Origin of the sequence: Micromonospora sp. NPDC007220 (assembly GCF_040634035.1) — a bacterium.
GTDB classification, from domain to species: domain Bacteria; phylum Actinomycetota; class Actinomycetes; order Mycobacteriales; family Micromonosporaceae; genus Micromonospora; species Micromonospora reichwaldensis.
Map to the genome: position 1 here is coordinate 33,152 of NZ_JBEYEU010000024.1, position 24,430 is coordinate 57,581.

The following is a 24,430-nucleotide window of genomic DNA, read 5'->3' on the forward strand; positions in this document are numbered from 1 at the left end:
CCGGGCCTAGCCGGCGTCGCGGCGCAGCCACCGCTGCCGGGTCAGCGCGTACTCCACCTCGCCGTGCTCCGCGCCGTCGATCAGCTCCGGCCAGTCCCCGACGTACGTCCGCACGAGCCGTAGCCCGGACTTCTCCATCACCCGACGCGACGCGGCGTTGACGGACATCGTGTTCGCCGTGACCCGCTGCACGCCGAGCGCGGTGAAGCCCTCGTCGATCAGCGCCCGGCAGCCCTCGGTGGCGAGGCCGACGCCCCAGGCGGACCGGCGCAACCGGTAGCCCAGCTCCACCTCGCGGGCGTCGCCGTCGCGGGTCGGGCGGAACTCGAACCAGCCCAGGAAGTCGCCCGAGCCCCGGCTCAGCGCCGCCCACCACCCGAGTCCCGGCGGGCGCCGGTAGTGGGCGAGGATCCGGGGCAGGACCCGCTCCCGGACCGCCTCCGGCGGGGTGGGGCGCCCGCCGGTGAGGTACCGCATCACCTCGGGGTCGCCGTCCAGCTCGACTAGCAGGTCGGCGTCGTCGGCGGTGAACTCGCGCAGCACCAGCCGCTCGGTGCCCAGGAAGACGCTCACCCGCCCATCCCACCGGCGCGGGCGGGCGATCTCAAGCGAATTGCGGGCCGACGGCCCGAGGGGCACCACCGGCGCGCCGGTCATGATCGACCGCCTAGACTCGCCCCGGCCGACGCGTCGGCCTCGGTCGGCGGGACGGACGGATCAGGCGGATGACGAGCACCGGTGGTGGGGGCGGCTCCTGGTTGCGCGCGGTCGCCGGGGACGGTGGGCGCGGCCCGCTGCTCGCCCGGGGCGGCCAGCTCGTGCACGGTCCCCGCCGGCTCGGCGAACTGGTGCAGGGGCGTCCGCCGGGCGTCACCGGCAGCCAGTGGAGCACGGCCAGCCGGGGGGGCTACGACCTCGTCGTCTGCGCCGCCGACACGGGCCGGCCGGTCTTCGCCGTCGAGGTCGGCCCCGTCGCGGCCCCCGGCTCCGCCGCGCAGCGGGCCGAGCGGCTGAAGAACGCGGTCGCCGAGGCGGTCGGCCTGGCGGTGCTGCGAATCGGGTCCCCGACGCTGCGGGCCGAGGAGCACGGGCGCCGGATCGTGGCGTACGTGATCGACGCGCGCGCGTACGCGGCCCTCGGTGCGGGGGAGCCCGACGACACGGGGGTGCCCCCGATCGGCTTCCGCGACATCCTCGGTCGGCTGCCCGACGGGCGGACCGGGCACGTCAACGACCTCGGCGCCCTGGCCCGGGCCGCCGCCGTCGAGGCGTACGTGTCGCGGCGGCTGGCCGACCCGATCGTGCGGGGGCTGCACGTGCGCTGGACGGGCGGGCCCGCCGAAGGGTGGAGCTGGGTACGGGTGCGCTCCGACGCCTGCCTGGTGGAGCGGGTGACGGTGCACCCGCAGCGCGTCTCCGCCGGGGTGGATCCGGGGCGGCTGGCCGAGGACCTGGCGGCGGTGGCCGTCGGGGAGCGGCTGCGCGCGCTGGACGCCGCCGAGGCGGTCCTGACGCCCTGGGACGAGTTGCTCGCCGAGATCCGGGGGCTGGAGTCCCGGCACGACGAGTTGACGGGCGGCTTCGCGTTCGCCCACCTCTGCGCGGACTGACCCGCCCTTCTCCAATGCGCCACCGGTCGCCGGCCCGGCGCACGTCACCGCTCACCGGCCCGGCACACGTCACCGGTCGACGCCCGGGCCCCGTCCGGATTCCCTGAATCGCGTTGAACCTTCGCGGCGGTCGTCCCGTACTCCTGCGGGAACGGACAGGATCCCCCGACCGCGCCGCGCGGCGCGGAAGACGGTGCGGAAGGGCATCGTCGGTCATCGACGTGCCACCGGTTCGCCCGACGGTCCCCGTCGGGTGCGCCCCTCAATTCCGTCGGTCCGCCGAGGTCTCAGATCAACTACCGGATCGCGAAGGAGAGCAATTCGATGCGCAGGTCCACACGGGCGCGCCGGTCATCCGGTAGCGCGCGGAGCAAGCGACTGCTGGCCGTCGTCGGCACGCTCGCGGTCTTCGGCGGGATCGTCGCCGTGACCCAGATCTCGTCGGCCGAGGACCGGCGGCCGACCAGCACCCGACCGGCCTCCGCCGCCTGCGTGGAGCCCAGCCCGGGCGCGACCGCGCCGAGCGGGCGGGGCACCAGCCGGACCTGGCAGGACGGCCGGTGGGTGCGCAACCACTGGGGGGACGGGCAGCAGTCGGTCGCCGAGTGCGAGCAGACGCGGGGCGGCGGCGCCGACAACGGCGGCTCGGCCGTGGCCTGCCCGGACGTGTCCAGCCGGCTGCCGCGGGTGCCCGACCGCGCCCGCGCCGAGGTCGACCGGAACCTGAACCTGCTGCAGACCCAGATCGCCGAGGCGGACCGGCGGCTGGCCGCCGAGGGCCGGCGGGGCGAGGAGTTCGTCCGCACCTCGATCCTCCAGCCGCTGGCCGGCAAGCGCCGGGCGACGCTGGAGCGGATCACCATCGCGATCGACCGGGTGGGCCCCCGGCCGCAGGGCCTGGCCCGGCTCGCCGAGTGCCAGGTGGCGCCGACGGGTGGCAACAACGGCGGTGGCAACAACGGCGGTGGCAACAACGGTGGCGGCAACAACGGCGGCGGTAACAACGGTGGCGGCAATGGTGGGCCCGGTGCCGGGCTGGGAGTGATCGCGAACGACTGCGAGGACAGCCGGTTGCAGCCGCACGACGGTTTCCAGAACGGCAACCGCTGCGTCAGCACCGCGTTCGGCGAGGTGGGTCCCGCGGCCGACAATCCGTCGCTGCTGATCACCGAGTTCCCCGACCGGGTCGGGGCGAACCAGCCGTTCACCCTCCGGGTCTCCACCCGCAACCTCGTACGGGACCGCTTCCTGGCCGCTGGGCAGGGCGGGTACTACGTGGAGAGCTCGCTGCTCAACGAGCAGGGACTGGTGCGGGGCCACTTCCACACCGCCTGCCGGATGCTGGGCAGCCTCCGGCAGCCGCCGCAGCCGCAGGAGGTGCCGGCGTTCTTCGTCGCCACCGAGGACAGCCGTGGTGGCGCCGAGCCCGACGACGTGACCATCCAGATCCCCGGGCTGCCCGGATCCGGCACCGCCCAGTGCGCGGTCTGGGCCGGCGACGGCTCGCACCGGGTGCCGATGATGGAGCGGGCCAACCAGACGCCCGCCTTCGACGTGGTGCGCATCCAGGTCGGCTGACGACCGCCGCGGGGCCGTCCGGGCGCACCCTGGCGGCCCCGCGGCGGCGCGTTCACGCCAGCGCCGCGGCCTCGCGCGGGGCGGCGGGCGCCGCGGCGGCCCGCAGGGCGGTGATCCGCCGGGCCCGGGGCCGCACCGCCAGGAGGTTGCCGGCGGCCACCAGCAGGGCCAGCCCGAACAGCCCCAGCCAGAGGACGTCGGTGGAGAACCGGGCGGCGACCAGGCCGCCCAGCGTCGGCCCGGCGAAGCTGGCGAAGGCGTGACCGAGCGAGTAGACGCCCTGGTAGCGGCCGCGCTGGGCGGCCGGCGCCAGGTCGGCGGTCAGCGCCGAGTTCGACGGGGTCATCAGCATCTCGCCGAGCGTCCAGACGCCCACCGTCAGCGCGTAGAACCAGACGGCGTCGGCCAGCGCGGTCAGGGCGAAGCCGGCGCCGATCACCACGACGGCCACGGCGACGGTGCGGGACCGGTCGAAGCGGCCGATCAGGCGGGGCACGAAGAGCTGCCCCAGCACGATCATCAGGCCGTTGACCGCGATGACCGGCCCGAAGGCCGACGCCGGCAGCCCATCGGCCTGCAACGCCACCGGCAGCATCGCGCTGCTCTCGATGCAGAGCCAGGCCAACCCGGTGAGGGCCGTGAAGGTCAGGAAGACCCGGTCCCGCAGCACGGTGCCGAGCCCGCCGGAGTCGACGCGGGCGACCTGCGCGACGGTCACCGGGGCGGGGCGCGACTCGGGCACGGTCAGGCCGATCAGCGCGGCGGTGCCGAGCAGTACCGCCGCGTTGATCGCGAACAGCAGCAGCGGCTCGACCCGGACCAGCAGGCCGGCCACGGTCGCGGCGACGGCGAACCCGATGTTGATCGCCCAGTAGTTCAGTGTCAGCGCGCGCAGGCGGTCCCGTTCGCCCACCACGTCGATGACGGTCGCCGTGAAGGCCGGCCGGGCGACGCCCAGGCAGAGCCCGAGCAACAGGGTGAGGGCCGCGATCGCCACGGGGTGCCCGCTCAGGCCCAGCGCCAGCGCCGCCGCCGCGGCGGCCACGTTTCCGGTCAGCATGGCGGGCCGCCGCCCCCACCGGTCCGCGACGATCCCGCCGAGCACGCCACCGGCCGCGCTGCCGGCTCCGTGCAACCCGATCACGATCCCGGCGTACGCGGGACTGAGGCCGCGTACCGACACCAGGTAGACGCCGAGGTAGATGGCGACGAAGCTGCCCAGCCGGTTGATCAGCGTGGCCGACCATAGGTACCAGAAGACGCGGGGCAAGCCCCCGGCCGTCTGGCTCCACCATCGCGTCATCCGCCACCCCCGAGATCCGCGCCGGTAATGCTCGACAAAGCTGTCGCTCATTACACTCGGGAAGTGTGGCGGCCCGGCTGCGCGCCGGGGCGATCGTGGCGATGATCACGCTCGCCGGGCCGGTGAACGGGCCGTTGTCGGCCGATCCGAAGCGACCCGGCGACCCGGCGATGGTCGAAGTGCAATCGTGGCGGGCCGGGAATGGGCCCGCTGGCGGGCGCGGGTCGTGCGAATGGATCGCCGTGGGAAAAGACCGGCGGGGCCGCGCTGATTCCTCAGCGTGACCCCGCACCAGCCCGAGCGTGAGCCCGGCGCCGGTCAGCGGTTCTTGTACGCCTCCACGACCTCGACCGGGATGCGGCCGCGCTCGGAAATCTTGTAGCCGTTCTTGGTGGCCCATTCCCGGATGGCCCGGTTCTGCTCGCGGTCCATTCCCGAGCCGCCCGGCGTGCCTGCCCGCCGGGGCGCCCGCCCGGTGTCGGCGGTTCCGCGACCGATCCGCCGGCCAGCGTTGATGTAAGGGTCGAGGGCCTTGCGCAGCACGCCCGCGTTCTCGTCGGATACGTCGATGGTGTAGGCCACGCCGTCCAGACTGAACTCGACGGTCCGGTCGGCCTTTCCACCGTCGAGGTCGTCGGTCAGGACCGTGATTACTTTTCTCGCCATCGTCAATTACTCCCTGTGTGGGGCGGGGTGTGGTCAAAGTTTGACGTATCCCACGGCTAATCCGCAACAATGCGCGTCGTCCTCATTTCGGCGCGTCGCGTTATCGCGGGAAAACGGCTCGGCGCAAAGCCCGGGGTCAGTCGCCGAGCAGACCGGCGTGACCGGCGAGCGCCGCCGCCTCGGCGCGGGTGGAGACCCGCAACTTCCGCAGCAGCGCGGCGGTCATCCGCTTCACGGTGCGTTCCGAGACGTGCATCCGTTCGGCGATCTCGACGGTGCTGCGGCCCGCCGCTATGGCCTTGAGCATCGCCCGTTCCTCGTCGTCCAGATCGACCGGGGTCGCCCGGCCGGTACGCAGCAACGCACGGAGCAGGTGCCCCGGCAGCACCGCCCAGCCGTCGAGGACGGCCAGTAGCGGGGGCAGCAGTTCCTCCGGCTCGGCGGTCTTGGGCAGGAAGGCCTCGGCGCCGGCGCGCAGCGCCTCCAGGGCGGGAGCCGGGTCCTCCGCGCCCGACATGGCCACCACCCGCACCCGAGGCGTGGTGCGCCGGATCGCCGCCACGGCCCGGATCCCGCCCGGGGGCGGCATGTGCAGGTCGACCAGCGCCAGGTCGGGCAGGCAGCGGCTGACCAGCGAGGCGGCGGCCGACGCGTCGCCGGTGGAGCCCACCACCTCCGCCCGCCCGTCGGTCGTGGCCGGCAGCAGCAGTTCCAGCCCGCGGACGAACAGCGGGTGGTCGTCCACGACGGCCAACCGGACGGCGGGGGGAGCGGGCATGCCTGGTCCGTTCCCGAGCGGGTACCGATCATGCGGCCGAACGAGGGAGGTCGGGCGGATGCGCGGACGGCACGGGGGGCGGGGACCGTTGCGGCTGCTCCCGTGGGCAGGGCCCGAACCCGGTCCGGCCGACCCGGCGGCCCTGGACACCGACCCGGAACTGCTGCTGCGCGTGCTCTGCCACGAGTTCCGCACCCCGGTCAGCGCCCTCACCTCGCTCACCCGGGCGCTCGCCGACGAGAGGCTCCCGCTCACCGGCGACGACCGGCGCGCCATCACGGCACTGGCCCACGAGCAGGCCGTACACCTGCAGGGCCTGCTGCGGGACGCCGCCGCCGGCACCGGGGCCCTCGCGCCGGCGGCGGACCCGGCGGCGCCGTTGGCGCAGGTCCTGCGCGGTGCGGCGGCCCTCGTGCCCCCGCACCGGCGGCTGACCGGGGTGACGCGGCGGGCCGGGGGCTGCCCGGTGCCGCGGCGGCGGACCCGGCAGGTGGTGACCAACCTGGTGGAGAACGCGCTGCGGCACGGTCCGGCCGAGGGCCGCGTCGGCATCCACGCCGCGCTCGGCCGCTCCGGTCTGCGCATCGTCGTCACCGACGAGGGTCGGGTCGACCCGACCCTCGTCGAGGCGCTGCGCCGGCCCGCTCCCGCCGCCGGGGCCTCCGGGCTGGGGCTGTGGATCGTCCGGCGGCTGCTCGCCGCCGACGGCGGACGGCTGCGCCTGCACCGGCTGCGACCGCGCGGGGTGGCCCTCGAGGTGGTGCTGCCCGCGTTCCCCGCGACAGGTTGACCCCGTCGGGCCGCCGGTTGGCCCGATAGGGCCGGCCGTCGCGGGAACCGCCCCGGTGACAGCCCGACCGGCACCGAGGAGGACACGTGTTCAGCCACATGAAGGATCTGCAGTTCGAGGCTAAGCCGGACGGCCCGGACGCCGCGTTCGCCCGCCGGCTCCAGGAGATCCTGGGCGGCAAGTGGGGCGAGATGACCGTCGCCAACCAGTACCTCTACCAGGGCTGGAACTGCCGCCTGCCCGGCAAGTACAAGGACCTCTTCCTCGACGTCGGCACCGAGGAGATGGGCCACGTCGAGATGATCGCCACGATGATCACCCGGCTGCTGGAGAACGCGCCGCTGTCGTTGCAGGAGGCCGCCGCCGACAACCCGATGGTGGGCGCGATCTACGGCGGGTCGAACCCGGCGCACTTCATCCACGGCGGCGGCGGAGCGCTGCCGACCGACAGCAACGGCGTGCCCTGGAACGGCGCCTTCATCACCGCCAGCGGCAACCTGATGGCCGACTTCCAGCTCAACGTCACCGCTGAGGCGCAGGGCCGGCTCCAGGTGGCCCGGCTGTTCAACATGACCGACGACCCCGGGGTCAAGAACATGCTGCGCTTCCTGCTGGCCCGCGACACCATGCACCAGAACATGTGGATGGCGGCCATCGAGCAGCTCAAGGAGGACGGCCTGGAGGAGATGCCGGTGCCCGACGCGTTCCCGGACTCCAAGGAGTTCACCGAGCAGTTCAGCTACACGTACCTGGACTTCTCGCCGGGCACCGACGCGTCGGAGGGGCGCTGGGCGTCCGGGCCGGCGCCCGACGGCAAGGGCGAGTTCCGCTACGACCACAGCCCGCGCGCGCACGCGCCCGAGCCGGTCCTGCCGCCCGGCGACCCGCGGCTCTACGGCACGAACCCGGGCCTCGCCAAGGGCGCCGTCAACAAGGTCAAGAGCAAGCTCACCTGACGCCGTCGCGCCGGGTCGTCCGCGAGCGGCGGACGGCCCGGCGGCGCCGTACCGGAGGAGGTGTGCCGTGACCGAACTCGTGCTCCGCCCGCTCGCGGACGCGTTCATGCAGGTGGGTGTCTACGTCGCCGTCATGGTGGCGCTCTTCGGCTGGCTGCGCTGGCGCCACGGCGACCGGGTCACCGACGGGCTCACCAGCCGGCCCCGGCTCGGTCCGCTGGTCGGCGCGCTGCTGGGCGTCAGCCCCGGCTGCGGCGGGGCGATCATCCTGATGCCGCTCTACGCCCGGGGGAAGGTCTCCTTCGGCACCGTGGTCGCGGCCCTGGCGGCCACCATGGGGGACTCGTCGTGGGTGGTGCTCGCCTGGAACCCCGTGTTCGCCCTCAAGATCCACGCGCTGCTCTTCGCGGTCGGCCTGGTGACCGGGTACGTCGTCGACGCGCTCGGCATCGACCCGGCCCGCGCGGTCAACCACCGGGTCGCCGCCGCGCCCGCGCCGGCCGGCCTGGCCGCCGCGGGCGGGCCGGACCTCGCCGGCGCGCGGCGGCTGCTCGGCGGGCTGCTGCCCCGCGTACCGGCGTCCACGGCGTTCTGGGGGCTGACCACGCCGGCGTTCGCGGTGTCGGTGCCGGTGGTCTTCCAACTGGTCGACCCGGGCGCGCTGACCCGATCCTTCGGGGGCGTCGACCCGTACCTGGCGCTGGGAGTGCTCGGCACGCTCACCGCGGCGCTGATCTTCGCCGGAGGGCGGGGGAAGCTGGCCGACGACAGCCTGGAGACCGCGCAGCCCCGCTCGCTGCGGGAGACGTTGCGGCACAGCGCGCACGAGGCGTCCTTCGTCACCGTCTGGGTGGCCGTGGCGTACCTGGGCTGGCAGGTGGTGACCACCACGACGGGCTTCGACGGCTCCCAGCTCGCCCTCACCGGGCTCGTCGGCGTGCTGGTCGGCGCCGGCATCGGCCTCATCCCCGGGTGCGCGGTGCAGATCGTCTTCACCGGCCTGTACGTCAGCGGCGGCCTGCCGCTGCCCACCCTGGTCGCCAACGCGATCAGCCAGGACGGCGACGCGCTGATCCCGCTCGCCGCGCTGCGCCGGCACTCGGCGGCGCTCGCCACCGTCGTCACCACCGTGCCGGCGGCAGCCGTCGGCGCCGCCCTGCCCGTCCTGCTCTGATCCCGTACGGAGGGGAGGTCCCGATGTCCGTCGCGATCCCGATCGCCCGCACCCGTCGCAAGCTCCTCGTCTTCGCCGTGCTGACCGGCGTCGCCGCGGTGGCCGGCCTGCCGGGCTGGACCGTCGCCGCGCTGGCGCTGACCTGCCTGGCGATCCCGCTCGCCGTGGCGGTCGCCGGGGGCGGCGGCCTGGCGCGCGAGCTGCTGCGCCCGCAGCGCCGTCCCACGGGCGGAGGTGGCCTGGGTCACAGCCCGGAACAAGGGGAACGATTTGTTACTTGAGTTGGACACGCTCAACTCAACGCGATAGCAGGTGTTCGATGGCAACTCTCCCGGTACTTCCCCTGACCGACGCCGTGCTCCTGCCCGGCATGGTCATCCCGGTGACCCTCGACCCGACCACCCAGGCCGCCGTCGACGCGGCCCGCGCCACCGGTGACCACAAGCTGCTCGCCGTGCCCCGCCTCGACGGCGAGTACGGCCCCGTCGGCGCGGTCGCCACCATCGAGAAGGTCGGCCGGCTGCCCAGCGGCGAACCGGCCGCCGTCATCCGCGGCCTGTCCCGCGCCCGGATCGGCTCCGGCGTACCCGGGCCCGGCGCCGCCCTCTGGGTCGAGGCGACCGAACTCGACGAACCCGCCCCCGCCGGCCGCGCCCGCGAACTCGCCCGCGAGTACCGCGCCCTCATGACGTCCGTGCTCCAGCAGCGCGGCGCCTGGCAGGTCATCGACGCCATCGAGCGGATGACCGACCTCTCCGAGCTGGCCGACTCGGCCGGCTACGTCTCCTGGCTCAGCCTCGCCCAGAAGACCGAGCTGCTCGCCGCGCCGGACGTCACCGCCCGGCTGGAACTGCTCGTCGGCTGGGTGAAGGACCACCTGGCCGAGCAGGAGATCGCCGAGCAGATCAGCACCGACGTCCGCGAAGGGCTGGAGAAGTCCCAGCGGGAGTTCCTGCTCCGCCAGCAGCTCTCCGCCATCCGCAAGGAACTCGGCGAGGACGAGCCGGACGGCTCCGCCGACTACCGGGCCCGCGTGGAGACCGCCGACCTGCCCGACAAGGTCCGCGAGGCGGCGCTGCGCGAGGTCGGCAAGCTGGAACGCGCCAGCGACGCCTCCCCGGAGGCCGGCTGGATCCGGACCTGGCTCGACACGGTGCTGGAGATGCCGTGGGGCACCCGTACCGAGGACGACACCGACCTGGCCGCGGCCCGCGCCGTGCTCGACGCCGACCACGCCGGCCTGGCCGACGTGAAGGACCGCGTCCTGGAGTACCTCGCCGTGCGCAACCGGCGGGCCGAGCGCAACCTCGGCGTCGTCGGCGGCCGGGGCTCCGGCGCGGTGCTCGCCCTCGCCGGCCCGCCCGGCGTCGGCAAGACCAGCCTCGGCGAGTCGATCGCCCGCGCGCTCGGCCGCAACTTCGTCCGGGTGTCCCTCGGCGGTGTCCGCGACGAGGCCGAGATCCGCGGCCACCGGCGCACCTACGTCGGCGCGCTGCCCGGCCGCATCGTGCGCGCCCTGCGCGAGGCCGGCTCGATGAACCCGGTCGTGCTCCTCGACGAGGTCGACAAGCTCGCCGCCGGCTACTCCGGCGACCCGGCCGCCGCCCTGCTGGAGGTGCTCGACCCGGCGCAGAACCACACCTTCCGCGACCACTACCTCGAGGTCGACCTCGACCTGTCCGACGTGCTCTTCCTGGCCACCGCCAACGTGGTGGAGGCCATCCCCGGGCCGCTGCTGGACCGGATGGAGCTGGTCACCCTCGACGGCTACACGGAGGAGGAGAAGGTCGCCATCGCCCGCGACCACCTGCTGCCCCGGCAGCGGGAACGGGCCGGGCTCACCGCCGAGGAGGTCGGCGTCGCCGACGACGCCCTCGCCCGGATCGCGGGCGAGTACACCCGCGAGGCCGGCGTACGGCAGCTCGAACGGGCGCTCGCGAAGATCCTGCGCAAGGTCGCGGTGACCCTGGCGACCGACCCGGCGCCGGTCCGCGTCGACACCGACAACCTCGCCACCTACCTCGGGCGGCCGAAGTTCACCCCGGAATCGGCGGAGCGGACGGCGGTGCCCGGCGTGGCCACCGGCCTGGCCGTCACCGGCGCGGGCGGCGACGTGCTCTTCATCGAGGCCACCAGCATGGACGGCGAGCCGGGGCTGACCCTGACCGGCCAGCTCGGCGACGTCATGAAGGAGTCGGCGCACATCGCGCTGTCGTACCTGCGCTCCAACGGGCGCCGGCTCGGACTCGACCCGAACGCCCTCGCCGGGCGGCGGATCCACCTGCACGTGCCGGCGGGCGCGGTGCCCAAGGACGGCCCCAGCGCCGGTATCACCATGGTCACCGCCCTCGCGTCGCTGGCCAGCGGCCGGCCCGTGCGGCCCGAGTTCGGGATGACCGGCGAGGTGACCCTCTCCGGCCGGGTGCTGCCCATCGGCGGGGTGAAGCAGAAGCTGCTCGCCGCCCACCGGGCCGGTCTGACCGAGGTGATCATCCCGGCCCGCAACGAGCCGGACCTCGACGACCTGCCCGCCGAGGTCCGGGAGGCGCTGACCGTGCACACCCTGGCCGACGTCGCCGACGTGCTCGCCCTGGCGCTGCGCCCGGCCGACGCCGACACCCGCCCCGACCCGGCGCTCGCCGCCGCCTGAGGCGTCGAGGAAGGGGCCCCCGCCACGCGGCAGGGGCCCCTTCCTTCGTCCAGGGCGCGGGAAGGGGAAGGCCCCTGCCCACACCGTCCTAGCGGCGGTCGCGGCGGTCGAAGTCCCGGTCGCGGCGCTCGCGCCGGTCGGCCCCGTCGAAGCGGCGCTCGCCGCCGCCGTCGCCGTCACGGTCCCGGCGTACGGTCGCCTTGCGGCCCTTGATGGTGCTGCCACGCAGCCCGGCGATCACCTCGTCGGCGATGCTCTGGGGCACCTCCACCAGCGAGAACCGGTCGGCGATCTCGATCGAGCCGATGTCCCGGCCGCTGACCCCCGTCTCGCCGGTGATCGCGCCCACCAGGTCCTGCGGGCGGACCCCGGCGCGCCGGCCCAGCCCGATGAAGACCTGGGTGGTGCCGCCGGTGCGGGGCCGGGCACCGCCCCGGCGCTCGCCCCGGCCACCGGCCTCCGGCCGCCCCTCACGCGGGCCCCGGACGGGGACCTGGGGGATCTCCTCCTCGTCGTCCGAGCCCGGCGACGTCGCCTCGTGTGCCAGCTTCACCGCCGCGAGGGCCACCTCCACCAGGTCGAACTCGTCGGTCAACGACTCGACGATCGCCCGGTACGGGTCGAGGTCGTCCTCCAGCAGGCTCTCCCGCAGGGCGCCCTGGGTCAGCTCCAACCGCCGGGTGCGCATGTCCGCCACCGTCGGGATCTTGTCGATGGCGATGCGCTGGCCGGTGACCCGCTCGATGGTCTTGAGCATCCGGTGCTCGCGCGGCTCGGCGAGGGTGATCGCCACGCCCTCCCGCCCGGCCCGGCCGACCCGGCCGATGCGGTGCACGTACGACTCGGGGGCCGACGGGACGTCGTAGTTGACCACGTGGGTGAGCTGCTCGACGTCCAGGCCGCGGGCGGCCACGTCGGTGGCCACCAGCAGGTCCGCGGTGCCCGTGCGCAGCCGGCCCATCACCCGGTCGCGCTGCTCCTGGCTCATCCCGCCGTGCAGCGCCTCGGCCCGGTAGCCCCGGCCGTTCATGGTCTCGGTGAGCCGGTCGACCTCCTCGCGGCTGCGGCAGAAGACGATCGCCGCCGTGGGGGACTCGACGTCCAGCACCCGGCCCAGCGCCGCCGGCTTGTGCGCCCGGGCGACGATGTACGCGCTCTGCCGCACCCGGGGCGCCTCGCCGGCCACCGGCTGCTCGCGAGCGATGAGGATGCGTACCGGGTCGGTCAGGTGCTTGCGGGCCAGCCCGTCGATGCGCGCCGGCATCGTCGCCGAGAAGAGCACCGTCTGGCGCTGCTCCGGCGCGTGCTCCAGGATCGCCTCGATGTCCTCGGCGAAGCCCATGTCGAGCATCTCGTCGGCCTCGTCGAGCACCACCGTGGCCAGCGAGCCCAGGTCGAGCGTGCCCCGGGCGATGTGGTCCAGCGCGCGGCCCGGGGTGGCGACCACGACGTCGACCCCGAGGTCCAGGGCGCGCAGCTGCCGGCCGATCGGCTGCCCGCCGTAGATCGGCAGCACCCGCGCGCCCAGGTCCTTGCCGTAGCGGTGGAACGCCTCGGAGACCTGCACCGCGAGCTCGCGGGTGGGCACCAGCACGAGCGCCACCGGGGCGCCGCCGGGCCGGTCGTCGGGCATCCGCTGCAACAGCGGCAGCGCGAAGGCGGCCGTCTTGCCCGTACCCGTCGCGGCCTGGCCCAGCAGGTCCCGACCGGCCAGCAGGGGTGGGATGGCCTCCCGCTGGATCGGAGTGGGCTCCTCGTAGCCCAGGGCGGTCAGCGCGCCCAGCAGCTCGGCGCGTAGTCCGAGGTCCGCGAAGGGGCTCGTGTCGTCGAGGGCGTCGGGGCCGGGCTCGGTGGGCGGGTCGTGCCGTACGGGTGCGGAACTCATGCCGTCAAGCTTTTCATCACCGCCGCGACGCCGTTTCGCCGACCGGCACAACGAGCACCCGCGCGGGTCCGGCGGGCGCCCGTCGCCGTGCTCCGGCGGGCTAGCCTGGCGGCGTGCGTACGGTCGAACTGGTCTGCTCGCCCGACCTGGAGGCCGCCGTGCGCGGCGCCTGGGAGCGGCTGGCCGCGGTGGGGCTGCCCAGCCTGGCCCGCAACGCCCATCCGACGAACCGGCCGCACCTGACCCTCGCCGCGGTCGACGAGTTCCCGCCCGGCGCGCAGCGGCGGCTGGCCGACCTGTTCGACGCGGGGCTGCCGCTGCCCGTGCGGCTGGACCGGATCGCGGTGCTCGACGGCAGCGCCCCGCTGGTGTGGCTGGTGCACCCGTCGCCGGAGCTGACCGCCCTGCACGCGTCGGTCTGGGACGTCCTCGCCGGGGCCCCGGGGCAGCGTCCCTGGCACGCGCCGGGGCACTGGCGTCCGCACCTGAGCCTGGCGCTGCGCTTCCGCGACGCCGATCGCCGGCTGGCCCGCGCGGTGGCGGGCGTCGACCGCCCCGACGGGGCCTTCGTCGCCGGGCGCAGCTACGACGGACAGAGCCGGACGGTCAGCCCGCTCGGCGGCGCCGGCCGCCGCACGTGACCGCCAGGCGTGCCGCCCCGGCCCCGCCGCCGGCCCGCCGCACGTGACCGCCAGGCGTGCCGTGCCGGCCCCGCCGCCGGGCGCCGCACGTGACCGCCGGGGTGCCCCGCCGCCAGGCGCCGGGAACGGGATCGGGCCCCCGCCGTCCGGCGGGGGCCCGATCGTGCGGGGGTCAGCGGTGGAAGCGCAGGTAGTCGAAGTGCGCGGTGACCGCCGGGTCGGCTCCGCCGTGCGCGACCAGCCCGATCCGGGGGGTGGTGTCGGCCGGGAAGGTCCACACCCCGCCCCACGTCCAGTTCCGCCCGTCCCGGCTGGAGCCGGCCCGGAACTCGTGCTCGCCGGTGGCCGGGTCGACCCGGTGCGCCAGCCGCAGCCAGGTGGTGGTCGCCGGGGTGCCGACGATGTTGCCGCCGTAGACCGGCTGGCCGGCGAAGGGCAGCTCGTAGCCGTACTCCACCTGCCTGGTGTTCCAGATCGCGACCTGCGCCAGCCGGGCGAAGCGGTCGTCGTCGACGTAGGCGACCAGCCCGGCCTGCTGGTAGTTGCGGACGGTCTCCTCGCCGAGGTCCAGGGTCACCTTCGTCTCCACGATGTAGTCGCCGCCCGGCGCGTCGCGCAGCAGCACGCCGGCGGTGTTGCCGGTGCCGGTCAGGTCGGCGCCCTGCACCGGCCAGCGCAGCGCCCCGCCGGACACGGTGGCCGCCGGGTCCGGCCGGACCCACCGCCACGCCGGGTCCAGCCCCCCGGTGAACTCGTCGGAGAACGCCGGCAGCAGGCGGCCCGCCCGCGGTTCGGCGACGGCGTGGCGCACCGGCCGGTGCAGCCGGGCGACGCTGACGTTGTCGAACCCGGCGGCCCCGCCGGTCGCGGTGAGCGTGAGCCGCCCGGCCACCGGCCGCGCCAGCCGCAGCGACACCGCCGCCAGCTGGTCGCCGAGCCGGGCCGGGCTCAGCTCGGCCACCAGGTCCCGGCCGCGTACCTCGACGGCGAGGTGGTGCCCGGCCGCGGCGTCGAAGCCGGCGGGCAGCGGCGCGCTCGCGGTGCGCCCGCCGTCGGCGGCGACCAGCCGGCCGGCGGCGGCGTCCACCCGCACCGAGACCCGGTCGCCGAGCGTGAGACCAGCCGTCCCGGCGGCGGGAAGCCGCAGGTCGGCCTCCGCCCGCAGGTCCCCGCCCACGGTCGTACGGCTGGTCAGCGCGCCGCTGCCGGTGAGTCGGCCGTCGGCGACCCGCCAGTCCCCGGAGCCGAGTCGCCAGCCGGCCAGCCCGGCGTCGAAGCGCTCGTCCACCCGGCCGGTGGTGACCGGCGCGGGCCGGGGGCCCTCGGAGGGGCCGGCACCGGCGTTCACCGTCGGCCAGCCGTCGATCCAGTCGAGGCGGTCCAGCAGCATCGGCCGCTCGTTGATGCCGAACGGCTCGTCCAGGTACGGGTCGGCGCGGTCGATCGCGTGGTAGACGATCCAGTCCTGGCCGGAGAGGTCGGTGAGGAAGCCGTTGTGGCCGGTGCCGATCCACCGGTTGCCGTTCTGGGTGAGCACCGGCGTGCCGCCGGCCCGGGAGGCGGTCAGCGCGACGCCGTCGCGGTCGACGAACGGCCCGCGCGGGTCGCGGGACCGGCCGACGTGCACGGAGTAGCCGGTGGCCGGGCCGGCGCAGCAGTTTGCCGTGGAGGCGAACAGGTAGTACCAGCCGTCGTGGCGCACCACGTGGCTGCCCTCGAACTTGTTGTCGACGGCGACCAGGGTGGGTGAGCCGACGGCGCGAAGCCCGTCGGCGGAGAGCTCGGTCACCGAGATGCCGCCGTAGTAGCTGCCGTGGTAGAGGTAGTGCCTGCCGTCGACGTCGGTGAACTGGCTCGGGTCGATGGTCCACAGCCAGCCCCCGCCACCGCCGGGGCGGGGCGCGACCACGGGCTCGTCGGCGAAGGTCCACGGGCCGGTCGGGGTGGGCGCGGTGGCCGCCCCGACGGCGAAGTCACCCCCGTCGGGGGACACGGTCGTGTCGGTGACGGTCACGTACATGACCCAGCGATCGCCGACCCGGCGCACGTCGGGGGCCCAGAAGCCGGCGCCGGGAGCCGCGTACGCCGGGCGTTGGCCGGCGCCGAAGGCGTCCCCGACGTACGTCCAACCGACCAGGTCGGCCGAGCGGGCGATCGGGACCCCGTGGAACGTCCCCTCGCCCTCGCGCAGCGGGTCGGTGGTGCCGTAGGCGTACCAGAAACCGTCCTCACCGCGGACGATCACGGGGTCGGCGAAGGTGTCGGCGAACCCGGCCGAGACGGGGTTGCGGTAGCGGGGCTCGGGTGCGGCGGCGGCCGGCGCGGACGCCGTCGCGGCCAGGACCAGACCGACGACGGCGGCGAGCGCCCCGGCGCGGCGGAGATGTCGCATCAGACCTGCCTCGGGTGCGGGAGTTCGATCAGGATCGGTGCGTGTCCGTTTGTACAACGTTGGATACAACGTTGTAAAGGAGTGGCGAAGCTTCGGTGCCGGCCGCAGGGTGCCCGTGCCAGCATGGTGTCCGTGACCATCCCCGCGCCGGACGGCCGGGCCCTGGCCCGGCTCGCCGCCCTGCTCGCCGACGACACCCGGGCCCGCATCTGCCTGGCTCTGCTCGACGGCCGGGCGTGGACGGCGGGGGAGCTGGCCCGGCTCGCCGGGGTGGCCCCGTCCACCGCCAGCGATCACCTCACCCGGCTCGTCCGGGGCGGGCTGTTGGTCGAGCATCGGCAGGGACGACACCGCTACGTCCAGCTCGCCGGTCCCTCGGCGGCCCAGTTGGTCGAGGATCTGGCTGGCTACGCGCCCGGGCGGTCCGAGCCGGCCCGTTCGCTGCGCGCCGCCCGTGCCGGCGCCGCCCTGGCGTACGCCCGCACCTGCTACGACCACCTGGCCGGGCACCTCGGGGTGCTGCTGCGTGACAGGCTGCTCGCGCGCGGGCTGCTCGACGGCGCCGGCGGGCCGGCGCTCACCTCGGCCGGGCGGGCCTGGTTGGCGGAGCTGGGGGTGCCGGTCGCGCCGCTGCGGGCCGTCCGCCGTCCGCTGGTGCGCGACTGCCTGGACTGGACCGAGCGTCGGCCGCACCTCGCCGGCGCGTTGGGCGCGGCGCTGTACGCCCGCTTCTTCGAGGCGGGCTGGCTGACCCGCGGCGGCGGACGGGAGGTCCGGCTGACCCCGGACGGTGCTCCGGCGCTGGCCGCCGCACTCGGTCTGGCCCCGGCCGACCTCGCGCCGCCCGCGACCGCGCCCGACCGCGGCAGCGGGCGCGCCTGAGGGGGCCGCGCCTGACCGGGTCGCGCCCTCGTCCGACTCCTTTCGGCGCCTTCGGACCTCGTTTCTCGATGCAGTTGGCGATGTCTGGAGACGGCCCTGACCTCATTCCTTGAGACGGACGGCGAGGGAGCCGGTCGCCGCCGTCGTTACCGTTCGTGACGGTCGGGTTGGTCACTTGTTGTAACTGTCGACGTCCCGGCAGCCCGGTGCCCTGTGCGCCCTTTGCTCTGCATTCCTCGACGCACCACCGGGCTGATCTGGGAGATTCGAAGAGGCGAGATGATCGAGGGCGCGAGTCTCGTTGACCGTCAGTAGCTGTTGCGTATGTGGATGCAGAGCAAAGGGGCCGGAGGCATGATGGCCGGCCGCGCTGAATGTCACGCATAGTGACGGCCTGGCTGGCGTCGACCGATAGCGACGATCCGTGCAGTGGTCCGGTGGCCCGTACCGCGCCGGCAGCGCACACGCCGGCAGCCGACGTTTCGGCGGGCGCCGTAGGGTTCCGGCCCTACCGTCGCCGGGAGACGACCGTCGCCGGCCCCACGGGGCCCGACCATGATCGAGGTGGAACCCGGATGAACGCGCGCTGCGCCGCCTTCCACGCCCTGCACCGCGCCGCCCGGCCGCTGCTGCTGCCCAACGCCTGGGACCACGCCAGCGCCGCCGCGTTCGCGGCGCGCGGGTACCCGGCGGTCGGCACCACCAGCCTGGGGGTCGCCGCTGCCGCCGGCGTGCCGGACGCGGCGGCCGCCACCCGGGCGGAGAACCTCCGCCTGGCCCGGGCGCTGCGCCCGCTGCCGGTGCTGGTGACCGTTGACGTGGAGGCGGGGTACGCCGACGACCCGGCGGTCGTCGCCGGGCTGGCGGCGGAGCTGGCCGCGCTCGGCGTGGTGGGGGTGAACGTCGAGGACGGGCGGGCGGACGGCACTCTCGACCCGCCCGAGCTGGCGGCGGCGAAGGTGGCCGCCATCAAGGCCGCGGCGCCCGACCTGTTCGTCAACGCCCGCACCGACCCGTGGTGGCTCGGCACGCCCGATCCCCTGCCGGAGGCCCTGCGCCGGGCCCGCGCCTACCTGGCCGCCGGGGCGGACGGGATCTTCGTGCCCGGGGCGCCGGACGCCGCCACCGTCGCCGCGCTCGTGGCGGGGATCGACGCGCCGCTGAACGTGCTGCACCGGCCGGGCGGGCCCACCCTCGACGAGCTGCGGGCGCTCGGCGTGGCCCGGGTGAGCACGGGCTCGCTGCTGTTCCGGGCCGCGCTGGGCGCCGCGCTGGACGCCCTGGACGCCGTCCGGTCCGGCGCCGCGCCGCGCGCGGAACCGCCCTCGTACGTCGAGGTGCAGCGGTTGAGCGGGGCGTCCCGACCGTGACCCTTCGTGCGCGGCGGTGACCGCCGTGCGTTCCGAAGGAGTAGATAGGAGGATTGTTCGGACTTCTCCCGTCCAGTCTGATTACGGTGTGTGCAGGGCGATGCACAGTGATGCCGTGACGGGAGAGAGGACCCGACCATGCGAGTGCCCAGCCGTAGCCCGGGACAGCAGCCCGGCTCCTCCGTCACACCCGCCGCCCCGGCCCGGCGGCGCGCGTTCTCCACCCCGACGCGGCCCGCCGCAACGCCGGACCTCGACGCCTACCGGGCCGCCGTGGCCGAGCTGTTGGTCGAGGTCGGCGCCCTGGCCGGCGCGTCCTGCACCGCCGCCCGGCAGGTGCTGATCGACGACCGGCTGCGCGAGCCCGCGATCGCCGCCGTGCTCGACGCCACCCCGCAGGGGCTGATCGGCGCCCGCGAGACGCTGCTGCTGGAGATGGCCCGCTACCAGCCCAACGCGCGCAGCTCCGCCGCCGACCTCACCGCGCTGGTCCGGATCTACCTGCTCTCCCGCGTCGACGTGATGTGGTGGCGCGACACCCCGACCTACCTCACCGACGCCCAGGTGGACGCCAGCCCCGACCTGGTCGACCTGGAGTGGCTGCGCCGCCGGGACCTGCTGAACTTCCGCTACACCGAGCAGCCGCGGACGCTGCTCCGCCGCGGGCTGCGGGCGGTGCGGCGCCGGCTGCGGCCCGACGCCACGCCGCGCACCGCCGGACTGCGGTTCCGGCGGGCCCGCCGCGAGATGGTGGCGCTGCTCAACGACATCGCCCGGCAGTTCGCCGCCAGCACCCCGCCCGCCACGCCGCCGCTGTGGGTGACCAGCCTGGTCCGCAGCGCCGAGCACCAGCACCGGCTGCGCCGACTCGGGTACGCGGCCATGTTGCCCAGCGGGCACTGCCTCGGCTGGGCGGTCGACGTCGAGATGGAGTGGTTCGGCCGCTTCGGCGCGCGGGACACCCTGGCCGAGCTGCTGCTGGCACGGCAGCGGGCCGGCGAGGTCAACGTGGTCGACGAGGGGCAGGCGTGGCACCTGTGCCTCGCGCCGGCGGCGCGGCGGCGGCTGCGTCGGGCGTACGAAGCCGAGATGGGGGTCTGAGCCGATGTGTGGCATCGCGTTGAGCCTGGGCCCCGAGGCCGATCCGACGATCTTCCGGCGGATGCTCGCCACCCTCGCCCCGCGCGGCGAGGTCACCGAGACCCGCTACGAGAACGGCCTGCTCACCGGCACCCGTCGGCTGCCGATCGTGGACCGCGAACGCGCCGTGCAGCCGTGGGCCTCCGCCGACGAGCGGTGGCTGCTCTGCTACAACGGCGAGGTCTTCAACCACCCCGAGCTGCGCGCGGAACTGGTCCGGCTGGGACACCGCTTCCGCGGCACCGGCGACACCGAGGTGGTGCTCGCCGCGTTCCTGCGGTGGGGCGAGGGCATGGTGACCCGGCTGCGCGGCGAGTACGCCTTCGCCGTCGTGGAACGGGCCACCGGCCGGGCCTACCTGGTCCGGGACCCGCTCGGCGTCAAGCCGTTGTACTGGGCCCGGACGCCCGGCTGCCTGCACGTCGCCAGCGAGGTCAAGGCGCTGGTCGGGCACCGCGTGCCGATCGTCGAGGTGCCGCCCGGGCACCACGGCTGGGTCGAGCCCGACGGGCCGGTCCGGCTGCGCGCGTACGTCGACCTGCTCACCCTCGGCGACGGGCTGCCGGTGGTGGACGACCCGGACGAGGCCGCCCTGCTCGTCCGTGCTGCCCTCACCGACAGCATCCGGATGCGGGTGGACACCGACCTCACCGTCGGGGTGGTGCTCTCCGGCGGGCTGGACAGCTCGCTGGCCCTGCTGCACGTGCGCGAGATGCACCCCGACTGCGTCGCGGTCACGGTCGGCGTGCCCGACAGCCCCGACGTCGCGTACGCGCGGCGGCTCGCGAAGGACCTGGGGGTGCCGCACGAGGTGGTCGAGCTGCGCCCGCGCGACATCCGGCTGGCCGACATCCGGGAGGCCATCCGGATGTCCGAGCTGACCGAGTACGGCGACATCATCAACGCGGTGGTCACCGTGCCGCTGTTCCGCCGGCTGCGGGAGCTGGGCGTGAAGGTGGTGCTCACCGGCGACGGCTCCGACGAGCTGTTCGGCGGCTACCCCATGTACCACGAGGTCGGCCCCGAGGCGTCCCGCCGGCTCTTCCTGCACAAGATCCGCAACCTCTGCCGTACGGAGTTGCAGCGCGTCGACCGGGCCAGCATGGGGCACGGGGTGGAGGCCCGCGTGCCGTTTCTCGACCTGAGCCTGGTCGAGCTGGCGATGCGGCTGCCGATCGGGCTGAAGATGCGCGACGGGCAGGAGAAGTGGATCGTCCGTCGGGCCTTTGCCGACCTGCTGCCCGACTACGTCCGGCGCCGGCCGAAGAACCCGATGTCGTACTCCTCGGGGCTGCATGAGCGGGCCCGGCTCTACAAGCCGCTCTTCGCTCGGCTGCACCGCTCGTTCGGCTACCACCTGCTCGAACCGGTGCGCCGCGACTTCGACAGCGTGCTGACCCGGTGCGGCAACGACCTGGACCGGGCCATCGCCGACGGCCGGGCCCGGCCCGACTACACCGTCCTGGAGCACGCCCGCGACCTGGTGGGCGCGGCGAAGTGGAACGCCGCCCCGATGGTGCGCCGGCTGGTCGGGCCGCGCCGCACGCGCGGCGACGAGGCGCCGCTGCCCGGTTGACCGCGCGCCACGCACCCCTCGCGTCGTCGGCCGGGGCGCGCCTCGCCAACGGCGACGCCTCCCGCCCGGCGCGGATCAACCCGGGCGCTCGCGGGTAGTGCTCCGGGCATGGCGGGACTGGACGTGATGGTGGTCGGGCAGCTGGCGCGGGACCTCGTGCTGCGGGTGGACGAGGTCCCGGAGGCCGGCGGGACCGCCCCGGTACGGCGGCGGCGCGAGCTGCTCGGCGGCAAGGGGGCCAACCAGGCCGTCGGGCTGGCGCAGCTCGGCGCCGCCGTCGGTCTGCTCGGGGTGGTCGGCGACGACGAGGTGGGGGAGCGGCTGCTGGCGCTGGCGCGGGCCGACGGCATCGACGTCCAGTGGGTACGGCGCCGGCCCGGCACCCCGACCGCGCTCATCGTCGACGTCGTGGACGCCGACGCCGACTGGCGCTACCTCGAGGACGTTGCCAAGGCCACCCTGCTCACCTGCGACGACGTCGCCGGGGCGGCATCCGCGCTGCGGGCCGCACGGGCCGTGCTGGTGCAGCTCCAGCAGCCGGCGCGGGCCGCCCTGGCCGCGGCCCGGATCGCCCGGGAGGCCGGCCGGCTGGTCGTGCTCGACGGCGCGCCGACCGACGCGGCCGACGCCGACGCGCTGCTCGCCCTCGCCGACGTGCTGCGGGCCGACGCGCAGGAGGTGGAGCTGATCACCGGCCACGCGCCGCGCGACGCCGAGGCGGGGCTCGCCGCCGGGCGTGGGCTGCTGCGTCGCGGCCCGTCGCTGCTGGCCGTCGAGGTGGCCGGGAAGGGCAACGCGTTCGTCTGGCCGGACGGCGAGCTGTTCCTGCCGTTGAGCGAGACGCCCACCGTGGACGACACCGGCGCCGGAGACGCGTTCGTCGCCGCGCTGACCCTCGGCGTGCTGCGCGGCGAGCCCCGGGAGCGGGTCGCCCGGCACGCGGTCGCGGCGGCCGGTGCGACCGTCGGCCATCCGGGCGGCCGGCCCGCGCTGACGCCGGAGGCGATCCGCGCGCAGCTCGACCGGATCCCGGCCACGTGACGGGCGGTCACTTCCCACGGTACGCCGGCGGCGGCGGACGGTTTGTCCACGGAGGAGGGTTTTCCGCCTCAGTGGCCCGGGTATCCCGGTGGACCTGACCGAGAGGCGGGTGACTGACATGAAGCGCAACCAGTACCACGTCGTACCGAACGACGGCGGCTGGAAGGTCGAGCAGGGCAACCAGGTCGTCGGCACGTTCGACACCAAGCAGCTCGCCGTCGAGGCGGGGCGCCGGGCGGCGCACGGCAACGAGCCGAGCCAGCTCGTCGTGCACACGTCCGACGGCAAGATCGAGACGGAGTACACCTACCAGGACGACCCGTACCCGCCGGCCGGCTGACCGGCGCGTCCACGACGGACACGGACGGGCCCGACCCCGGTGGGGGGCGGGCCCGTCGGCGCGTTGCGACTACCAGCTCAGGTAGCTGGGCTGGGTCTGCACGTTCAGCTCGCGGTAGCGGACGAGGTTCGCCGTCCAGGTCCGCCAGTCGGTCAGCTTGAGGACGTCGAAGCCCTTGGCCATGTCGTTGGAGTAGATGTAGCCGTTGTAGTAGTACGCCGACCAGGAGCCGCCGCCGACGAGCCGGTCGATCGAGATCGGACCCCGCTCCCAGAACGCGATCTCCTGCGGGTTGGCCGAGTCGGTGAAGTCCCAGACGGAGATGCCGCCCTGGTACCACGCCTGGACCATGATGTCGCGCCCGAGCACCGGGATCAGCGAGCCGTTGTGCGCCACGCAGTTCTCGGTGTCGGCGTTCATCCGGGGGATCTTGTAGTAGCTGCGGAAGACCATCGTCCGGGCGTCGCCGCGACCGGTGATGTCGTAGATGGCGTTGGCGCCCCGCTCCGGTCCGACGGCCTCGTTGCAGGTGGCCGCGCTGCCGCCGCCCAGCTCGTCGGTGAAGACCACCTTGGTGCCGGCGTTGTTGAACGTGGCCGAGTGCCAGAACGCGAAGTTGACGGTGTCCCGGACCCGGTTGATCAGCCGGGGGGCCTCCCGGTTCGAGATGTCCATCAGCACGCCGTCACCCATGCACGCGCCCGCGGCGAGGTTCTTCTCCGGGTACGCCGTGATGTCGTGACAGCCGGTGGTCGCCGAACCGCCGGGCCGGCCCTCGTAGCCGCCGTCGGGGAAGAGGTTCGGGGAGGCCACCACCGCCGCGTCCGTGGGCGACTTCACCGGCACCTTCACGATGGAGATGGAGTCGTGCGGGGGCTGGCAGTCGGGGAACTCCGCCCGCGGGCTGTACGAGGAGACGTACAGGTAGACGGTCTTGCGGTCCTTGCCCGGCACGAGGGTGTGGGTGTGCGACCCGCAGGCCGTCTCCACCGCCTTGACGTAGCGGGGGTTGGCCTTGTCGCTGATGTCGAAGACCTTGATGCCCTCCCAGGACGCCTTCTCCGTCGCCGGCGCGCTGGTGCTGTTGCAGGAGTCGTCGCTGCGGGAGGAGTCGGTGGAGAGGAACAGCAGGTCACCGTGGACGGAGATGTCGTTCTGCGACCCGGGGCAGTACACCTGCGACACCACCGTCGGCACGGTCGGCTGGGAGATGTCGTAGATGACGAAGCCGTTGTAGTTGCCGGCGAAGGCGTAGCGGCCCTGGAAGGCGAGGTCGCTGTTGGTGGCGTCCAGCGGCGCCTGCTTCGGCAGGTTGGCGATCTGCCGGAGGTTGGGGCTGCTGACGATCTCGTCGACGCCCGGGATGGTGTTGGTGGTGTCCGCCGTGCCCGAGGGGGCGGACTGCGCCGCCACGCCGGCACTTCCCGGCGTGGCGGTGGCGACGCTGGCGAGGAGTAGACCGGCCGCGGCCAGGCTCACGGTGGTGAGCCGCCTGGCCCGCAAGGTGCGGAAACTGGTCATCGGCGACGTCCTTCGCAAGGGGATGACGATGGTGGACACCTTACCGTCCAGAGAGTTCCATCGATGTGATGTGAATCACATCGAAGCCCGTTCGTCGATGGATAGCATCGCCATGACCTCTACCGGGGGGAGTGGCC

General features: G+C 74.6%; 22 protein-coding genes. 15 read left to right on the forward strand and 7 right to left on the reverse strand.

The genetic code is table 11. The features are described 5' to 3' along the window. Window positions 1–6: 6 nt before the first annotated feature. The gene (locus tag ABZ573_RS27355) at window positions 7–573 is read right to left on the reverse strand and encodes a GNAT family N-acetyltransferase (protein ID WP_327028612.1); all 567 of its coding nucleotides are present in this window, start codon (window positions 571–573) and stop codon (window positions 7–9) included. 152 nt (window positions 574–725) lie between these two features. Between ABZ573_RS27355 and ABZ573_RS27360 the strand changes: the two genes are divergently transcribed. Together ABZ573_RS27360 and ABZ573_RS27365 are read left to right on the forward strand one after the other, a co-directional pair. Further along, on the forward strand, window positions 726–1,610 hold the full coding sequence (locus ABZ573_RS27360; RefSeq protein WP_358121870.1) for a hypothetical protein: 885 nt from the start codon (window positions 726–728) through the stop codon (window positions 1,608–1,610). A 324-nt stretch (window positions 1,611–1,934) separates the two neighbouring features. Next, the gene (locus ABZ573_RS27365) at window positions 1,935–3,188 is read left to right on the forward strand and encodes a hypothetical protein (protein WP_358121872.1); all 1,254 of its coding nucleotides are present in this window, start codon (window positions 1,935–1,937) and stop codon (window positions 3,186–3,188) included. Between the two features lie 52 nt (window positions 3,189–3,240). Here ABZ573_RS27365 and ABZ573_RS27370 read toward each other — a convergent pair whose 3' ends face one another. Next, on the reverse strand, window positions 3,241–4,491 hold the full coding sequence (locus tag ABZ573_RS27370) for an MFS transporter (RefSeq protein WP_192581310.1): 1,251 nt from the start codon (window positions 4,489–4,491) through the stop codon (window positions 3,241–3,243). Between the two features lie 65 nt (window positions 4,492–4,556). On the opposite strand from ABZ573_RS27370, the gene ABZ573_RS27375 reads away from it, so the two are divergent. After that, window positions 4,557–4,775, forward strand: a complete 219-nt coding sequence (locus tag ABZ573_RS27375; RefSeq protein ID WP_358121874.1) for a hypothetical protein — start codon at window positions 4,557–4,559, stop codon at window positions 4,773–4,775. Between the two features lie 34 nt (window positions 4,776–4,809). Here ABZ573_RS27375 and ABZ573_RS27380 read toward each other — a convergent pair whose 3' ends face one another. Beyond that, window positions 4,810–5,157, reverse strand: coding sequence for an Lsr2 family protein (locus ABZ573_RS27380; RefSeq protein ID WP_132234604.1), 348 nt, complete (start codon window positions 5,155–5,157; stop codon window positions 4,810–4,812). 136 nt (window positions 5,158–5,293) lie between these two features. Further along, window positions 5,294–5,935, reverse strand: coding sequence for a response regulator transcription factor (locus ABZ573_RS27385; protein ID WP_151453526.1), 642 nt, complete (start codon window positions 5,933–5,935; stop codon window positions 5,294–5,296). 58 nt (window positions 5,936–5,993) lie between these two features. On the opposite strand from ABZ573_RS27385, the gene ABZ573_RS27390 reads away from it, so the two are divergent. From ABZ573_RS27390 to lon, 5 genes are all read left to right on the forward strand, one after another. Then, complete coding sequence (locus tag ABZ573_RS27390) at window positions 5,994–6,725, forward strand: HAMP domain-containing sensor histidine kinase (protein ID WP_358121877.1); 732 nt, start codon at window positions 5,994–5,996, stop codon at window positions 6,723–6,725. Window positions 6,726–6,811: 86 nt separating this feature from the next. Beyond that, on the forward strand, window positions 6,812–7,681 hold the full coding sequence (locus ABZ573_RS27395; protein ID WP_151453524.1) for a manganese catalase family protein: 870 nt from the start codon (window positions 6,812–6,814) through the stop codon (window positions 7,679–7,681). A 67-nt stretch (window positions 7,682–7,748) separates the two neighbouring features. After that, the gene (locus tag ABZ573_RS27400; RefSeq protein WP_358121879.1) at window positions 7,749–8,855 is read left to right on the forward strand and encodes a putative manganese transporter; all 1,107 of its coding nucleotides are present in this window, start codon (window positions 7,749–7,751) and stop codon (window positions 8,853–8,855) included. Window positions 8,856–8,878: 23 nt separating this feature from the next. Continuing rightward, window positions 8,879–9,136: a hypothetical protein gene (locus ABZ573_RS27405; RefSeq protein ID WP_327028607.1), complete on the forward strand. Its 258-nt coding sequence runs from the start codon at window positions 8,879–8,881 to the stop codon at window positions 9,134–9,136. Between the two features lie 38 nt (window positions 9,137–9,174). Further along, a complete protein-coding gene (gene lon / locus ABZ573_RS27410; RefSeq protein ID WP_358121881.1) occupies window positions 9,175–11,505 on the forward strand; it encodes an endopeptidase La in 2,331 nt (776 codons plus the stop codon). Between the two features lie 88 nt (window positions 11,506–11,593). Here the strand turns inward: lon and ABZ573_RS27415 are convergent, their stop codons facing one another. Then, window positions 11,594–13,390, reverse strand: a complete 1,797-nt coding sequence (locus ABZ573_RS27415; protein ID WP_151453520.1) for a DEAD/DEAH box helicase — start codon at window positions 13,388–13,390, stop codon at window positions 11,594–11,596. 113 nt (window positions 13,391–13,503) lie between these two features. Here ABZ573_RS27415 and ABZ573_RS27420 point away from each other — a divergent pair, with 113 nt between their 5' ends. After that, window positions 13,504–14,031, forward strand: coding sequence for a 2'-5' RNA ligase family protein (locus ABZ573_RS27420; protein WP_151453519.1), 528 nt, complete (start codon window positions 13,504–13,506; stop codon window positions 14,029–14,031). Between the two features lie 172 nt (window positions 14,032–14,203). Here the strand turns inward: ABZ573_RS27420 and ABZ573_RS27425 are convergent, their stop codons facing one another. Then, window positions 14,204–16,423, reverse strand: coding sequence for a family 43 glycosylhydrolase (locus tag ABZ573_RS27425; RefSeq protein ID WP_358121883.1), 2,220 nt, complete (start codon window positions 16,421–16,423; stop codon window positions 14,204–14,206). Window positions 16,424–16,555: 132 nt separating this feature from the next. Here ABZ573_RS27425 and ABZ573_RS27430 point away from each other — a divergent pair, with 132 nt between their 5' ends. The 6 genes from ABZ573_RS27430 (at window position 16,556) to ABZ573_RS27455 (ending at window position 22,772) form a co-directional block, all read left to right on the forward strand. Next, complete coding sequence (locus tag ABZ573_RS27430) at window positions 16,556–17,305, forward strand: winged helix-turn-helix domain-containing protein (RefSeq protein ID WP_358121885.1); 750 nt, start codon at window positions 16,556–16,558, stop codon at window positions 17,303–17,305. A gap of 575 nt (window positions 17,306–17,880) precedes the next feature. Further along, window positions 17,881–18,675: an isocitrate lyase/phosphoenolpyruvate mutase family protein gene (locus ABZ573_RS27435; RefSeq protein ID WP_151455268.1), complete on the forward strand. Its 795-nt coding sequence runs from the start codon at window positions 17,881–17,883 to the stop codon at window positions 18,673–18,675. A 138-nt stretch (window positions 18,676–18,813) separates the two neighbouring features. Continuing rightward, the gene (locus ABZ573_RS27440; RefSeq protein WP_327028603.1) at window positions 18,814–19,776 is read left to right on the forward strand and encodes a DUF5715 family protein; all 963 of its coding nucleotides are present in this window, start codon (window positions 18,814–18,816) and stop codon (window positions 19,774–19,776) included. Between the two features lie 4 nt (window positions 19,777–19,780). After that, window positions 19,781–21,391: an asparagine synthase-related protein gene (locus ABZ573_RS27445; protein WP_358121888.1), complete on the forward strand. Its 1,611-nt coding sequence runs from the start codon at window positions 19,781–19,783 to the stop codon at window positions 21,389–21,391. A 108-nt stretch (window positions 21,392–21,499) separates the two neighbouring features. After that, a complete protein-coding gene (locus tag ABZ573_RS27450) occupies window positions 21,500–22,432 on the forward strand; it encodes a PfkB family carbohydrate kinase (RefSeq protein WP_358121890.1) in 933 nt (310 codons plus the stop codon). A gap of 118 nt (window positions 22,433–22,550) precedes the next feature. Further along, complete coding sequence (locus ABZ573_RS27455) at window positions 22,551–22,772, forward strand: DUF2188 domain-containing protein (RefSeq protein WP_225852266.1); 222 nt, start codon at window positions 22,551–22,553, stop codon at window positions 22,770–22,772. Window positions 22,773–22,841: 69 nt separating this feature from the next. On the opposite strand, the gene ABZ573_RS27460 is transcribed toward ABZ573_RS27455, so the two are convergent. Beyond that, complete coding sequence (locus tag ABZ573_RS27460; RefSeq protein WP_358121892.1) at window positions 22,842–24,293, reverse strand: hypothetical protein; 1,452 nt, start codon at window positions 24,291–24,293, stop codon at window positions 22,842–22,844. Between the last annotated feature and the right edge of the window lie 137 nt (window positions 24,294–24,430).

What these genes read in the sequence shown, in the direction of transcription:
- ABZ573_RS27425 (WP_358121883.1), bottom strand. Translation starts at nt 16,423, where the DNA reads ATGCGACATCTCCGCCGCGCCGGGGCGCTCGCCGCCGTCGTCGGTCTG.
- ABZ573_RS27435 (WP_151455268.1), top strand. Translation starts at nt 17,881, where the DNA reads ATGAACGCGCGCTGCGCCGCCTTCCACGCCCTGCACCGCGCCGCCCGG.
- ABZ573_RS27380 (WP_132234604.1), bottom strand. Translation starts at nt 5,157, where the DNA reads ATGGCGAGAAAAGTAATCACGGTCCTGACCGACGACCTCGACGGTGGA.
- ABZ573_RS27370 (WP_192581310.1), bottom strand. Translation starts at nt 4,491, where the DNA reads ATGACGCGATGGTGGAGCCAGACGGCCGGGGGCTTGCCCCGCGTCTTC.
- ABZ573_RS27450 (WP_358121890.1), top strand. Translation starts at nt 21,500, where the DNA reads ATGGCGGGACTGGACGTGATGGTGGTCGGGCAGCTGGCGCGGGACCTC.
- ABZ573_RS27440 (WP_327028603.1), top strand. Translation starts at nt 18,814, where the DNA reads ATGCGAGTGCCCAGCCGTAGCCCGGGACAGCAGCCCGGCTCCTCCGTC.
- ABZ573_RS27455 (WP_225852266.1), top strand. Translation starts at nt 22,551, where the DNA reads ATGAAGCGCAACCAGTACCACGTCGTACCGAACGACGGCGGCTGGAAG.
- ABZ573_RS27390 (WP_358121877.1), top strand. Translation starts at nt 5,994, where the DNA reads ATGCGCGGACGGCACGGGGGGCGGGGACCGTTGCGGCTGCTCCCGTGG.
- ABZ573_RS27405 (WP_327028607.1), top strand. Translation starts at nt 8,879, where the DNA reads ATGTCCGTCGCGATCCCGATCGCCCGCACCCGTCGCAAGCTCCTCGTC.
- ABZ573_RS27415 (WP_151453520.1), bottom strand. Translation starts at nt 13,390, where the DNA reads ATGAGTTCCGCACCCGTACGGCACGACCCGCCCACCGAGCCCGGCCCC.
- ABZ573_RS27460 (WP_358121892.1), bottom strand. Translation starts at nt 24,293, where the DNA reads ATGACCAGTTTCCGCACCTTGCGGGCCAGGCGGCTCACCACCGTGAGC.
- ABZ573_RS27365 (WP_358121872.1), top strand. Translation starts at nt 1,935, where the DNA reads ATGCGCAGGTCCACACGGGCGCGCCGGTCATCCGGTAGCGCGCGGAGC.
- ABZ573_RS27445 (WP_358121888.1), top strand. Translation starts at nt 19,781, where the DNA reads ATGTGTGGCATCGCGTTGAGCCTGGGCCCCGAGGCCGATCCGACGATC.
- ABZ573_RS27385 (WP_151453526.1), bottom strand. Translation starts at nt 5,935, where the DNA reads ATGCCCGCTCCCCCCGCCGTCCGGTTGGCCGTCGTGGACGACCACCCG.
- lon (WP_358121881.1), top strand. Translation starts at nt 9,175, where the DNA reads ATGGCAACTCTCCCGGTACTTCCCCTGACCGACGCCGTGCTCCTGCCC.
- ABZ573_RS27360 (WP_358121870.1), top strand. Translation starts at nt 726, where the DNA reads ATGACGAGCACCGGTGGTGGGGGCGGCTCCTGGTTGCGCGCGGTCGCC.